19 protein-coding genes and 1 tRNA gene are annotated in these 12809 nt (G+C 61.5%); 17 read left to right on the top strand and 3 right to left on the bottom strand.

The annotated features are described in order from the left end of the window. The first annotated feature begins 400 nt into the window (after nucleotides 1-400). The 10 genes from IMX18_RS14285 to IMX18_RS14240 all read left to right on the top strand — a co-directional run bounded on the left by IMX18_RS14285 (nucleotide 401) and on the right by IMX18_RS14240 (nucleotide 6801). A tRNA-Gly gene (locus IMX18_RS14285) sits at nucleotides 401-477 on the top strand. Nucleotides 478-559: 82 nt separating this feature from the next. Continuing rightward, nucleotides 560-871, top strand: coding sequence for a peptidase M48, Ste24p (locus tag IMX18_RS14280; RefSeq protein ID WP_217190657.1), 312 nt, complete (start codon nucleotides 560-562; stop codon nucleotides 869-871). Then, nucleotides 871-1140: a hypothetical protein gene (locus tag IMX18_RS14275; protein ID WP_217190659.1), complete on the top strand. Its 270-nt coding sequence runs from the start codon at nucleotides 871-873 to the stop codon at nucleotides 1138-1140. Before IMX18_RS14280 ends, IMX18_RS14275 begins: the two co-directional genes overlap by 1 nt. Before the next feature lie 73 nt (nucleotides 1141-1213). Then, a complete protein-coding gene (locus IMX18_RS14270; protein WP_182942788.1) occupies nucleotides 1214-1474 on the top strand; it encodes a hypothetical protein in 261 nt (86 codons plus the stop codon). After that, entirely contained in the window at nucleotides 1471-1923 is a 453-nt protein-coding gene (locus tag IMX18_RS14265) for an Ntn hydrolase family protein (RefSeq protein WP_217190661.1), read from the top strand. The genes IMX18_RS14270 and IMX18_RS14265 overlap by 4 nt, the downstream gene beginning before the upstream one ends. Next, entirely contained in the window at nucleotides 1898-2521 is a 624-nt protein-coding gene (locus IMX18_RS14260) for a putative metallopeptidase (RefSeq protein ID WP_217190662.1), read from the top strand. The genes IMX18_RS14265 and IMX18_RS14260 overlap by 26 nt, the downstream gene beginning before the upstream one ends. A 31-nt stretch (nucleotides 2522-2552) precedes the next feature. Then, entirely contained in the window at nucleotides 2553-3029 is a 477-nt protein-coding gene (locus tag IMX18_RS14255) for a DUF2280 domain-containing protein (RefSeq protein ID WP_217190663.1), read from the top strand. Next, the gene (locus tag IMX18_RS14250) at nucleotides 3004-4332 is read left to right on the top strand and encodes a phage terminase large subunit family protein (protein ID WP_217190664.1); all 1329 of its coding nucleotides are present in this window, start codon (nucleotides 3004-3006) and stop codon (nucleotides 4330-4332) included. Before IMX18_RS14255 ends, IMX18_RS14250 begins: the two co-directional genes overlap by 26 nt. Beyond that, nucleotides 4332-5783: a DUF4055 domain-containing protein gene (locus tag IMX18_RS14245; RefSeq protein WP_217190665.1), complete on the top strand. Its 1452-nt coding sequence runs from the start codon at nucleotides 4332-4334 to the stop codon at nucleotides 5781-5783. Before IMX18_RS14250 ends, IMX18_RS14245 begins: the two co-directional genes overlap by 1 nt. After that, a complete protein-coding gene (locus IMX18_RS14240; RefSeq protein WP_217190666.1) occupies nucleotides 5710-6801 on the top strand; it encodes a minor capsid protein in 1092 nt (363 codons plus the stop codon). Before IMX18_RS14245 ends, IMX18_RS14240 begins: the two co-directional genes overlap by 74 nt. A gap of 1 nt (nucleotide 6802) precedes the next feature. Here the strand turns inward: IMX18_RS14240 and IMX18_RS14235 are convergent, their stop codons facing one another. Beyond that, the gene (locus tag IMX18_RS14235) at nucleotides 6803-7321 is read right to left on the bottom strand and encodes a hypothetical protein (RefSeq protein ID WP_217190668.1); all 519 of its coding nucleotides are present in this window, start codon (nucleotides 7319-7321) and stop codon (nucleotides 6803-6805) included. Nucleotides 7322-7459: 138 nt separating this feature from the next. On the opposite strand from IMX18_RS14235, the gene IMX18_RS14230 reads away from it, so the two are divergent. The 6 genes from IMX18_RS14230 to IMX18_RS14205 are packed head-to-tail and all read left to right on the top strand — an operon-like array spanning nucleotide 7460 to nucleotide 11155. Further along, a complete protein-coding gene (locus tag IMX18_RS14230; protein ID WP_217190670.1) occupies nucleotides 7460-8233 on the top strand; it encodes a hypothetical protein in 774 nt (257 codons plus the stop codon). A 3-nt stretch (nucleotides 8234-8236) separates the two neighbouring features. Then, nucleotides 8237-9214, top strand: a complete 978-nt coding sequence (locus IMX18_RS14225) for a major capsid protein (protein ID WP_096010286.1) — start codon at nucleotides 8237-8239, stop codon at nucleotides 9212-9214. A 47-nt stretch (nucleotides 9215-9261) separates the two neighbouring features. Then, nucleotides 9262-9702, top strand: coding sequence for a hypothetical protein (locus IMX18_RS14220; RefSeq protein ID WP_217190672.1), 441 nt, complete (start codon nucleotides 9262-9264; stop codon nucleotides 9700-9702). 3 nt (nucleotides 9703-9705) lie between these two features. Continuing rightward, nucleotides 9706-10083: a hypothetical protein gene (locus IMX18_RS14215; protein ID WP_217190674.1), complete on the top strand. Its 378-nt coding sequence runs from the start codon at nucleotides 9706-9708 to the stop codon at nucleotides 10081-10083. A 3-nt stretch (nucleotides 10084-10086) separates the two neighbouring features. Continuing rightward, on the top strand, nucleotides 10087-10479 hold the full coding sequence (locus IMX18_RS14210) for a hypothetical protein (protein ID WP_100413942.1): 393 nt from the start codon (nucleotides 10087-10089) through the stop codon (nucleotides 10477-10479). A 1-nt stretch (nucleotide 10480) separates the two neighbouring features. Next, on the top strand, nucleotides 10481-11155 hold the full coding sequence (locus tag IMX18_RS14205) for a hypothetical protein (RefSeq protein ID WP_217190675.1): 675 nt from the start codon (nucleotides 10481-10483) through the stop codon (nucleotides 11153-11155). Nucleotide 11156: 1 nt separating this feature from the next. Here the strand turns inward: IMX18_RS14205 and IMX18_RS14200 are convergent, their stop codons facing one another. Further along, complete coding sequence (locus tag IMX18_RS14200) at nucleotides 11157-11714, bottom strand: hypothetical protein (protein WP_217190678.1); 558 nt, start codon at nucleotides 11712-11714, stop codon at nucleotides 11157-11159. Between IMX18_RS14200 and IMX18_RS14195 the strand changes: the two genes are divergently transcribed. Continuing rightward, a complete protein-coding gene (locus IMX18_RS14195; RefSeq protein WP_217190679.1) occupies nucleotides 11713-12135 on the top strand; it encodes a phage tail terminator-like protein in 423 nt (140 codons plus the stop codon). The genes IMX18_RS14200 and IMX18_RS14195 overlap by 2 nt on opposite strands. Nucleotides 12136-12282: 147 nt before the next feature. Here the strand turns inward: IMX18_RS14195 and IMX18_RS14190 are convergent, their stop codons facing one another. Beyond that, nucleotides 12283-12795 (bottom strand): ATP-dependent Clp protease proteolytic subunit, encoded by a 513-nt coding sequence (locus IMX18_RS14190; protein ID WP_217190681.1) that lies wholly within the window; start codon nucleotides 12793-12795, stop codon nucleotides 12283-12285. Between the last annotated feature and the right edge of the window lie 14 nt (nucleotides 12796-12809).

The raw sequence follows: 12809 nt of genomic DNA, 5'->3' as shown, positions 1-12809 counted from the left end.
CCCTCAAAAGGGCTTGCAATATCATGTCGCCATGTCGTAAATTTGCTCCATCCTGTCATTCCTGCGCGTGTTGAGGAGTGACGAAAAGAAACCCGGCCAATGAGCCGGGTTTTTTGTTGCCCGAAGAGGGCCTCAAGAGTCCCGGCCAAGCGCCGGGATTTTTGTTCCAGCAAGAAATGCAACTGCAGCCAGGGCAGGCCCTAACGGGACAGCCTGGACACTGATTAGCCGGATAGCGGCCGCGAGGCCCGTGCAGTGCAACGGAAAAACACCGGCAGCCCGCGCACCCTGACCTCACATGCTTTCAGGGTGGCGCGAGACCGGATCGGCGAGACTGGTGCATTGGGGTGCCAGCGCTGCGATGGTCTTCGGCGGGCGGCGTGGGAAGACACGCAAATCAGCGGATGTAGCTCAATCGGTTAGAGCGCCGTCCTTCCAAGTCGGAGGCTCAGGGTTCGAGTCCCTGTATCCGCTCCAATTTCGTTAAGTGCTGCTCCGCACCTTTGCCCGGTCCCTCAATAGGGCCTCCCCTCCGGGCCTTTTCTTCTAGGAACCACTCATGGCCGAACCAGCAAGCACGACTGCCGGCGTCCTGCTGGTGAAGTACGGCGTGATCATTGGCGGCTTCGCAGGAGCGATCCTCTCGCTGACCTTCCTGCGGGGGCTCACCCGCGGCCAGGCGGTCGCTGCCTTCTTCACCGGCTTCGCATCGGCAGTCTTCTGCACCCCGCTCGCCATCAGCTACTTCAGCCTTGGCGCAAGCGGAGAAACCCAATACGGCGTGGCCTTTCTGATAGGCCTTCTGGCAATGAACATCATCCCGGTGCTGAAGTCGCTCGTGGGTCAGTTCGGAGCCAAGGGAGCTACCTGATGAGCTCGACCCTAATTTCAATGCTGATCGGCGCCAATGCCTTCCTGAGCGTGCTGGTGGTGATCGCTGCGTGCGACTACCTGCGCCGGATCAAGCCGATGGATGCGCCACTACTGGCCGTCGCGTTCTACCTGGTGGCCATCGGTGCGTTCGGCTCGTTCGTCCTGGCCATGAACGGCCATGTGCCCACCCTGTACGGCGTGATCCTCAAGCTGGGGATTGTCCTGTATGCGGTCGCCCGGCGCGGCCATGTGTTCCAGCCGGGGTAGGGCGCCACAAATTCCCAATGCGCCGATCTGTGGCGCGTCATCACTCAGCCTGTGCGCAGGCCGGAGAATCCCCATGAAGACCGAATACCAGGTTCGCCCGGTGACCCGCTACATCGTGACCCGCTACGAATCGCCTACCACCACGGACGAGATGCTATCCGGGCCAAGTCAATCCAGCGTGGTCGGCGAGTTCGCCAGTGGCCAGCAGGCCGATCTGGTTGCCGATGCAATGGTGGCAAAGGATCAGGCTGATGGAATCGAGTCCAGCCGCTCCCGCCACGGGCTGAGCCTGGGCGAGGTTATCTCTGGTCAGCGGCTGGAGCAGGGCGAATGACCACCATCGCATACAAGGACGGCGTGATCGCCTACGACTCTCGCGTCACCCGAGGCGACCTCATCACCGACGATGATTGCGACAAGTGCATTGAGCGCGACGGTGTGAAGTTCTTCCTGACTGGCGCCGTCTGCGACTATGACGCGCTGGTGGGGGCCTACTTCGGTACCGCTCCATCGGGGAAGGTCGACGCATCTGCGATCGTCCTTCACGACGGCAAGCTGATGATGGTTGCCGTGGATGACGATACCGGCCTGTGGAAGTCGCCACTCAAGGCAGACCGACCGTACGCCATTGGCAGCGGCACGCCATACGCATTCGCTGCAATGGACATGGGCGCATCAGCCGAGAAGGCCGTCGAGATGGCGGCGCGGCGCGATACCAGCACTGGCGGCCGGGTCAGGACACAGAGGGTGGATCAGCATGGCGCGGCCAGTTCCTCCATCTGACCTCCTTGAGCTGACCGAGCTATCGATGCTCGGCACCAGGCTCCAGCCGGCGCCCGAGGTTGGCGAGTGGGTGCAGGATGCGATCCTCGGTGAGGGTGGCGAGCTGCATAACCCTGACCATGCCCACCTGATCGACGCGCCGCTGCGCTTCCTGTGGGCCTCAGCCTGCTTCGAGAAGCAAGGGCGAACCGTGGTAGGGCAGGCCGAGGCGGTGATGTTCCGCGCTGGCGGATGGCAGAAGGCTCGGCAAGAGCAACAGATGATCGACTGGTTCGGCGAGGTACCGGGCTTCGTCATCACCCTGGCTGCGGATTACTGCTCCCAGTGCTCCGACACCGAGTTCTGCGCCCTCATCGAACATGAGCTGTACCACATTGCCCAGAAGCTCGATCAGTACGGCGCGCCCAAGTTCACCCAGGACGGACTGCCCAGCCTGACGCTGCGTGGCCACGATGTGGAGGAGTTCGTCGGTGTGGTGAGGCGCTACGGTGCCGGGCATGACGTACAGCAGCTGATCGACGCTGCAATCCGGCCGCCTGAGGTGGCCAAGATCAACATTTCGAGGGCCTGCGGAACCTGCCTACTCAAGTCGGCCTGATTTTTGACAGGTTTTGACGGATGACAAACCCATGGCAGCACTACGAAGCGAGGTCAAAGCCTTCATTGTTCAGGCTCTGGCCTGCTTCGATTCACCCAGCCAGGTGGTGGAGGCCGTCAAGAAGGAATTCGGGGTCGAGGTGAGTCGCCAGCAGTGCGAGTCGCATGACCCCACTAAGTATGCAGGCAGAGGCCTAGCCCAAAAGTGGGCTGACCTTTTCCACGAATGCCGAAAGCGCTTTCGTGAAGAGACCGCAGACATCCCAATCGCTAACCGGGCGTTCCGTCTGCGCGGACTTGGGCGAATGGCCGAGAAGGCCGAGAACATGCGCAACTTGGCGCTGACTGCCCAGCTGTACGAGCAAGCCGCCAAGGAATGCGGCGACATGTACGTAAACCGCAAGCTAGAACCCGACAAGCCCCTGGGCTCCCGGGCGGACCAGCAGCACGCCGTTGCTGAGTACAAGCTGGAGCCAGACGAAGGTGTCCCGACTACCCCGTACCTATGACCAACCGGTGAAGCTGACGCCGAAGCAGGCGAACATCTACGTCTGGGGCTTCCAGCCTGAGGCACGCTTCCGTGATGCGGTGTGTGGCCGGCGATTCGGCAAGACCTTCCTCGGCAAGGCTGAGATGCGCCGCGCGGCCCGGTTGGCTGCGGAGTGGGGCGTGAGCGTTGAGGATGAGATCTGGTATGGCGCGCCGACGTTCAAGCAGGCCAAGCGGGTTTTCTGGCGCCGACTGAAGCAAGCCATCCCCGAAGCTTGGCGCGCTACCCGGCCAAACGAGACCGAGTGCTCGATTACTCTGAAGTCCGGCCACATCATGCGCGTGGTCGGTCTGGACAACTACGACAACCTGCGGGGCTCCGGCCTGTTCTTTGTCTTGGTGGACGAATGGGCGGACTGCCCGTGGGCAGCCTGGGAAGAAGTGCTCAGGCCAATGCTCTCGACCTGTCAGTACACGATTCCTCAGACCGGCGAGTCGCGAAAGGGCGGGCATGCGCTGCGGATCGGCACTCCGAAGGGCTTCAACCATTGTTACGACACCTACCGCGACGGGCAGCCCGGCGGGGAGCCGGATCACAAGAGCTGGCAATACACCTCGCTGCAGGGTGGCAACGTCCCGGCCGATGAGCTGGACGCCGCACGCCGCAAGATGGACCCGCGCACGTTCCGCCAGGAGTATGAGGCCGGGTTCGAGAACTATGCCGGGGTGGTCTATTACACCTTTGACCGCGCCGAGTGCTGCACTAGTGAACGCATCAAGCCAGGCGAGGCGCTGCACATCGGCATGGACTTCAACGTCATGAAGATGGCCGCCGTAGTGTATGTGGTCCGGGACGGCCTGCCGCTGGCGCTGGATGAGTTCCACTCGGTGCGGGATACGCCCGAGATGATCGAGAAGATCAAGGTTCGCTTTTCCGGTCACAGCATTTCCGTGTACCCAGACGCCAGCGGCCAGAACACCAGCAGCAAGAACGCCAGTGAATCGGACCTGTCCCTGCTCAAGAAGGCGGGCTTCACCGTGGTGGTCGACTCGCAGAACCCCGGCGTCAAGGATCGCATCAACGCGGTCAACGCCATGTTCCTCAACACATACGGTGAGCGGCGCCTGAAGGTCAACATCGACCAGTGTCCCCAGCTTACCCAGTGCCTGGAGCGGCAGACCTACACCGACAAGGGCGAGCCGGACAAGGATCCGAAAAAGGGGTACGACCACATGAACGACGCCGCGGGCTACTTCATTGCCAAGCGGTTCCCGATCAAGACTCAGTCCGCCGGCACCCGCCGCATCGGAGGTTTGGCGTAATGCCTGTTCAATCCACCAACCCAGACTACGACGCTCACATTGAAGAGTGGCGGATGATGGATGACGCCCTGGAGGGCGAGGGCGCGATCAAGCGCAGTCCGCGTAACCTGCCAAAGCCTAGCGGCATGGTTGAGGCCGAGAAGCTAGACGGTGCCGGTAATGCCTATCTGTACCTCAATTACACCGCCCGGGCCCAGTACGAACACTGGGTGCGGGATTCGCTGCGCTCAATGATGGGGTTGGTCTCGCGGCTGATTCCCGAGGTGAAGCTGCCCGCCGGCCTGAAGGGGCTTGAGGACAACGCCACGGCCGATGGCTTCGGGCTGACCCAGCTGTTCCTGCGGATCGTGCGCCAGGCTATTTCCCATGGCCGGGTGCCACTGGTGGTCAACGTCGATGACACGGGCCAGCCATACTTCGCAACCTACGCCGTTCGCAACGCCATCAACTGGGATACTGCGGACCAAGGGGGGCGCCAGGACCTGGTGCTATCGGTGTTCCGCGAGTTCCGGCGCAAGGAGCAGGATCGCTACAGTCACGAGTGCGAGACGGTCTATCGCGAGTTCTACATGGAAGGCGCGGTCTGCCGCACGGGCGTGCGCAACGAGGCCGGCGAGCTGATCGAGGACGACCGCCCGCTGGGCACCGTCGACGGCAGCAACAACCTGGTGCGCGGCCTGGGCTACATCCCGGTCATCTACTGCGGCTCCACCGACAACTCGCCGGATGTGGATGAGATCCCGCTGCTGACCATGGCCCGGGCCGCGCTGAAGTCCTACCAGCTCAGCGCCGACTACTTCACAGCGCTGCACCAGACCAGCCACCCGCAGCCGTGGGTATCCGGCCTGGACGAGAGCGTCGAGCTCAGCGTCACCGGGCCATCGGCGGCCTGGGATCTCGGGCCGAACGGCCAATGCGGCTATCTGGAGTTCCAAGGCGCTGGCATACAGGCCGTCCGCACCGCGATGGAAGACCAGAAGAACGCAGCCCTTGAGGCTGGCGCCAAGGTCATGGACGTCTCCGGCACGGAGTCGGGCGAGGCCCGCAAGACACGCCAGAACGACCAGCACGCCACGCTACATAGCATCGTCATTACCGCCGCGGCCGGCATTGAGCAGGCCCTGCGATACGCAGCGGAATGGACGGGCTACAACCCGGACGAAGTCGCATTCAAGGTCAAGCCGGAGTTTGTGATGCCGGTGGTGGACGCCCAAGTGCTGGCTGAGCTGCAGAAGAGTGTCATGGCCGGAACCATCAGCGCCGAGACGTATTGGCAGTATCTGACCACTGGAAAGCTGCCCGAGCGCCCCTATGACGAAGAGGCCGACCTGATCGGCGACCATCACGGCGCTGGCGGCGTGAACTTGGACAGAGAAGATGGCGACGAAACCGGAGCAAACGGCGGACGAGAAGCTGCTGGAGCAGGTCAGCCGCCACTCGGTGCTGCTTGAGCGGCTCAAGGCTGGCGAGGTCAAGAAATTCGAGGCCTACCTGCGCCGCGCTGACACCCACGTCCGCGATCAGCTCACCCGCAAGGAACTGACCACCTACGGCCGGAGCCGGCTTGAGGAGTTTCTTGGTCGGGTGGGCGGCAAGTTGCTGGAAGTCTACAAGGCCTTTAGCGACCGGATGCAGTCCGACCTGGTGGATATCGCGCAGTACGAAGCTGCATTCGAAGGCCGCAGCCTGGCGAAGGCGCTGCTGATAGATGCGGCTATGCCAGCCGACTCCCTGATCCGGGCGGCGATCAATACGCAGCCCCTGCAGGTGGCCGGGGTGGATGGTGGCAAGCTGCTCAAGCCCTTCCTGAACGGATGGACCCGCACTGAAGCGGACAGGGTCACCAACGCCATCCGGATGGGTGTCGTGCAGGGCCAGACCAACGCCGAGATCACCCAGGCGGTGCGCGGTACCGCGGCGCAGAACTTCACGGACGGCGTACTGGCGGTCACGAACCGGAGTGCCCGGGCAGTCGTCCAGACCGCAGTCCACCATGTGGCCACCACCGCGCGCCTGGAAACGCTCAAGGCGAATGCCGATGTGGTGCCTGGCTATCGGATCGTCGCCACCTTGGACCGGAAGACCAGTGTGCAATGCCGGAGCCTGGATGGGCGCGAATACGCGATGGGGAAGGGACCTGTGCCGCCGTTTCACATCCACTGTCGGACGACCATCACGCCAATCACCAGGTTGTCGGCGTTGTTCGGGCGAGGTGCTACGCGGGCAGCCGTTGGCGCGGATGGAGGCGGGCAGGTCTCGGCAAGCCTCAGCTACTACCAGTGGCTCAAAACGCAGCCAGCGCCCTTCCAAGACGCTGCTCTGGGGCCGGTGCGCGGCAAGCTGTTCCGTGACGGTGGCCTGACGGCCGAGCGCTTCGCCGCGCTGCAACTGGACAAGAACTTCAAGCCGCTGACGCTGGAGCAGCTCAAGAAGCTGGAACCGTTGGCGTTCGGGCTTGCGGGCCTGTGAGTCAGCAGCCCTTCCGCTCGGCGTCGAAGGCCATCAGTTCTTCAAAGTAAATTGCATGCCACGGGTTCACCTCGCTAGCAAGATCAGCAGCTCGGGCGTTTCTTGCGCTCTCGTCATCAGTTGGCTGCGCGGCTGCCATAAATTTTCCCAACAGATTCATCGTTTTTGTCGCCAGTCTCGGCGGGGAATTTGCTATGAGGGCCTCTGCGGAGGCCACTGCCGTTTCATACCGAAGTGCCAGCTCTTCATGCGAGGGGTTGGGGTGGTATGGATAAGTCATGGTCTTTGAGATCGACACAAGCATTAGTTCAGCTTTGGTGCGAAGCTTTTCTTCGCGTTCGTCGAGCCTTTTCACGCAGCTCGTGCGCAGATCTTTTTCCGTCGACAGGTGAGATCCATATGTCTGCACCACCAATCCAGCAGCAGTGAGTACTCCAGTGACGAGTGCTACTTGCACCGGCACATCAGGTCTCAGCCAGCTCGATTTCTTGTTCTCGTTGTAGGGTTTAGGGCTTCTCATTAGGCACTGCTCGCACAAAGATCAAAAGGGGCGTCACTCGCGGCGGCATCCTACAACGCACTCAATCAAATCTGACTCGCTTCGGCGGGTTTTTTTATGCCCGCAAGGCGGGCCAATCAATCCCCAGGGGATAGCCACATGCCTTTTGACTTCGACCCGGCCGCCCACGGCCTCACCCTCGACGAAACCCAAACTGCCGCGCTGAAAGCAGCGCTGGGCGGCGAGGTACAGAAATTCCTGGATGGCGAGGTCTCGGGCCTCAAGTCCAAAAACAACGAGCTGATCGGTTCCAACAAGACCATCAAGGCCGAACTGGACAAGCTGAAAGGCCAGTTCGACGGCCTGGACATCGAGGCGGTCAAGGGCCTGCTGGCCAAGGCCGGCCAGGACGAAGAGACCAAGCTGATCGCCGAGGGCAAGCTGGACGAGGTCATCAGCCGTCGCACCGAGCGCCTGCGCACCGACCTGGATAAGCAGGTCAAGGCCGCCAACGAGCGCGCGGACAAGGCCGAAGCCTTCGCTGCCAAGTACAGCGACAAGGTGCTGGCTGACTCCATCCGCGCTGCCGCCATCAAGGCCGGCGCGCTGCCTGAGGCTGCTGAGGACATCATCCTCCGCGCCCGCGGCACCTTCAAATTGAGCGAAGACGGCGAGCCCATTGCCACCGACCGTGCCGGCGAAGTCGTGTACGGGAAGGACGGCAAGACCCCGCTGTCTCCCCTCGAATGGGCGGAATCGCTGCGGGAAACCGCTACCCACCTGTGGCCAAGGGCTCAGGGTGCCGGGCAGACCGGCGACAACGGTGGCAAGGCCACGAAGAAATGGGGCGAGTACACCGAGACCGAGCGTGCTGCGATGGCTCGTGATAACCCCGAAGCATTCAAAAAACTCCAAGCCACCCGAGGAACCTAACCCATGGCATCTACCCAACTGTCGGACATCTTCGTTGCCGACTACTACGGCACTCTGGAGCCGGTGAACTCTCCAGAGAAGACCGCCGTCTACGAGTCGGGCATCATCACCCGCTCGGCCACCCTGGACAACATCGCGAAAAATGGCCAGGGCACCTCTGAGATCAGCTACTGGCAGGATCTCGACGCCGATGAAGCGCCGAACATCTCCAACGATGACCCCGACGACCTGGGCGCCGTCGGCAAGGCCGAGCAGGGCAGCATGCGCGCCCGGACCCTGTACCTCAACAAGGGCTACGGCGTCTCCGACCTGACTGCCGAGCTGGCCAACTCCGAGCCGATGCAGCACATCCGCAACCGCTTCGGCACCTACTGGACCCGCCAGTGGCAGCGCTACCTGATGGGCGCTGGCCGCGGCATCATCGCGGCCAACATTGCCCAGAACGGTGGCGACATGGTCAAGGATGCAGGCGCCTCGATCAGTGCCAATGCCTTCCAAGATGCCGCCTTCACCGCCGGCGATGCTGCCGACATGTTCGGTGCAATTGGCGTGCACTCGGTCGTTATGAACCAGATGGTCAAGCAGGACATGATCGAGTACCTGCGCGACTCGCAGGGCAAGATCATCCTGGCCACGTACCTGGGCAAGCCGGTCTTCATGGATGACGCTCTGACCTACGCCCCGGGCCAGTTCCTCTCGCTGTTCTTCGGCCAAGGCGCCTTCGGTTACGGCGAGGGCGACCCTCACATGCCGGTCGAGATGCAGCGCAACGCCGCCGGCGGCAACGGTGGTGGTGCCGAGGTGCTGTGGGAGCGTAAGACCTACATCCTGCAGCCGGCCGGCTTCAGCTGGCAGGGCAGCGAGAACCGCAACCTGAGCCCGACCGCCGCCCAGTACGCCTCGGCGGCCAACTGGAAGCGCGTCTTCGACCGCAAGCAGGTTCCGTTCGCCGCGGTCATCAGCGGCACCGCCACCCCTTGACCCCATGATGCGGGGCGCCGGCCTGGCGCCCTGCGCAGGAGATCAGCATGAAAGTCATCTACACCAACACCCCGGGCAGCGAGCGCGGCACCTGCTATCGCCGCCTGGACCAGTTCTTCGGCGTGATCGACGGCGCGACCTCGGTGTCCGTGCAGGGCGATGCTCCGCACATCGGTGAGGCGTACCAGCGCCAGGGCATCAGTGTGAGCGAGATCGAGGAAGGCCTGCGCCTGGACGGCCCGACTATCGCTCAGTGGCTGGAGCAGGGTTATAAGGCGTCGGCCTATCCGCCGAACGGCTATGCCTCGGTTAGCAGCCAAGCGGAGATCGACAAAGCGATCGAGGAGGAGGGCGGCAGCGACGATGAAACTGACCCGCACAAAATGAAGGTCCCGCAGCTGAAGGCCTGGCTGACGACCCAGGGCATCACCTTCGACCCAGCCCTCAACAAGCCCGATCTGCAGGCTCTCATCCCGTCGAAGGAATAAGCCATGACCGACTTCATCACCGTCGCTGATGTCGACCAGGCGCTCGGGCAGGGCTGGGCAGGCGACGGTGATGCGGTCATCGCCGTTTCCATGGCAAATGCCTGGCTCACGGTCAAGATCAAACGCCCGGTGCAAGGCCCGGTGCCGAATGCCATCGTGACTGCCGGCGCGCAAGTGGCCAAGCTGGCGGCGGCCGGCAAGCTCTACAAGGACACCCAGCGCGAGGTGCAGAGCAAGACGGTGTCGGCCCAGGCTGGCACTTCGACCAGCAAGACCTACGTCGCGGGGTCTGTCGATCGCTCTGCTGCCGAGAACTTCGCCCTTGACCTTATCGCCCCGTGGATCAGGCGCACTGGCACCGTGATGCTCAAGAGGATCTGACCCATGGGCATGCGCGATGAAATCCAGGCCGACCTGGCGGAAGCCTTCGATGATCCTGATGGCCTGGCCGACACGGTGAAGCCTGTGGCTGGGTCTCGCACGGTGAAGGGTGGTTACGACCCGGATATCGGCGGCACAGTACCGGCCTCGACCATCTACTACGTCGGCCGCGGCGTGTTTGGCAGCTATCTGGCCAAGGAGATCGACGGGACCCGCATCCAAACCGAGGATGTGAAGCTGCTGGTGCTCCAGAACGAGATTTTCGAGGGGCAGGCCGGTGCCGCTACCGATGTTCCAGCTGCCCCCAAGATCGGTGACCAGGTGAGCGGGTACCGCGTGCTCAACGTTTCCGAGGACCCGGCCCAGGCGACTTGGACCATTCAGCTGAGGAAGTGACATGGCGCGCGGCTCACACATGGCCCAGCGATACGGCGGTCAGCAGGGCGGCTTCGCTGAAGCCATACGGGCGTTCGCTGAGCAGGCGGAGCAAGCCCTGGATGCTACCTTTCGCGAAATCGTGGTCGAGATCGGCAGCAGCGTGATCCGCATGTCGCCGGTCGGTAACCCGGAACTGTGGGCGGCCAACGTGGCCCATCGGGCAAAGGCGACTAGGGCCGCCGACGACTACGACTTCAAGGTCGCGGTGCGCAACACCCTGATCAACCTGAACCAGGACAACTTCACCAAGGCCGGCAGGCTGCGTAAAGGCGTGAAGTACGCCAAGCCCCTGACCAAGACCGAGCGTGAGCAGAACTTCGCTGTGAACGGCGTGGTCGCGGGCCAGGGCTACGTAGGCGGGCGGTTCCGGGGCAACTGGCAGTTCTCGATCGATACACCAGCAAGCGGAGAGCTGGATCGAATCGACCCGTCGGGCAGCGAATCCATTGCCGAGCTGATGGCCCAGGTCCAGGCGCTGTCCATCGGGCAGACAGCGTACATCGTGAACAACCTGCCGTACGCTATCCCGCTGGAGTATGGCCATTCGGCCCAATCGCCAAGCGGTATGGTGCGGGTCACTATGGCCAACTTCCAACGTATTGTTAAAGAAGCCATGGAGCGGAACCAGTTGTGAGTTAGGTCTGGGTTTTGCCTCTCACCTCTTCTTGCTCGGCATGAGCCGCATCAATGGCTCCTACCAGAAGATCAACGTCGCTGATTGGGCCCGACTCAGGTCGGTCATAGTTTTCGGCAATGTTTCTTATCGCGAGGATGCTGAATCTGTTGAGTTGCCAGTGATATGACTGCATGAAAGCGATGGCCTCGTCATAGGCAGCCTCCTGAAACTCCTTAGATTGCCCTGTTTTCAGTTGGAGTCCTTTGAATATCATCTGAACATGGTCAAGTAGGGCTTGATCGATGAGGCCTTGCGCATACATAGCAAAGGCACAAGCACGTCGGGCATAACCGTAGGCCATCTTGATCAATTCGGAGCTAGCCATTATCACCTCGGCAGCGTCTCCCAAATCGTTGTTGATATCAACGAATACATAACCAGTTTCGTGATTGCGTGAGACCAAGGTAGAAAGCTTCAGATCTGGATTTGATGCTGCCTTTTTTTTGAAAAACATCTGCCAATCCCCATTGTGCAATGGCTGCACTATGCCATTAGTTTCGTTATAGAGGATAGCCATGAGCCAAGCACGAGCGCGGCAGGCCATCGAAATAAAACTGGCCGCCTGGGCCGCGGCGCGCCCGATCCGGGTCGCAAACTTCGATCAGGGTTTCGAGGCAGGACCCGACGAAACCTACCTGAAAGCCTTCCAGCTACCGGCGGGCACCACCTGTCGCTATCTGGGCGGCGAGGCCTACGAATACACCGGCGTCTACCAAGTGAGCATCGTTTGCCCGGCGGGCCAGCCGCTAGAGACCGCTGAAACCATTGTTGAAGAGCTCTCCGACCTGTTCCGTGTCGATTCGCCACTCAGCCGCAACGGCTTTGAGGGCTTGGTCACCGAACCGGTCGATCAAGGCCCAACCATCACCGAGTCGGCGACCTACACGGTCCCGGCCAGCTTCACCTACCGCGGTGTCGCAGATCAACCAGCTTCCTGAGGGCTCATCCCTCCAAGCGGCTTGCGAAATGCATCTTTCTAGTTCGGGAGGGTTCAATGCTCAATCAGGTCGTATCACCTCAGTGTGGATGCGTCTATGAGGACTGCAGGCGGTTGGGTTGTAGGCTGAGGCGATCTATTGAGATCTCTATGCGATGTGATGAATCTCTGCCCCAGGCGGGATCTGCAGATCAACCACTTCGTGTGCAAAGCCGAGCTCAACAGCCTCATCAGGCCACATGTAGTTCTCGCCAGGCGACAGGAACCGCATTACAAGGTCATCGCCCCAGCCAGCAATAGACCTGAAGGGCTCTGCGACGACCTTGTTAAACATCGACTGTTGGCCTGCGAACGGGCCATCGGTGTAAGTCGTCGCGTGCAGGATCACCGCACTTGCAGCTGCAATGGTGCGACGTTTGCCTGCCAAGTAAATTGAAGCGGCTATTGACCCGCATACACTATGGGTGTGGGTGTTCACTTCGATCGGAAGGCTTCGAAGAAGGTGAAAAGCACCAAGCCCCGCATACGTGCTTCCACCGCCGCTGTTGATAACGACCGTCAGTCGCTCAATCCCTCGTGCGACCAGGTCAATTGCCTTGGATTCAAGCTGAACTACTGAATGGTCTGATACGGACTGATGAAAAATGATGAACGCTTCCATCTCGTGAATCCATT

Origin of the sequence: Pseudomonas shirazica (assembly GCF_015168335.1) — a bacterium.
Taxonomy (GTDB): Bacteria; Pseudomonadota; Gammaproteobacteria; order Pseudomonadales; family Pseudomonadaceae; genus Aquipseudomonas; species Aquipseudomonas asiatica.
Note: the sequence above shows the minus strand (reverse complement) of the source record. Positions and strands in the feature narration are given on the sequence as shown.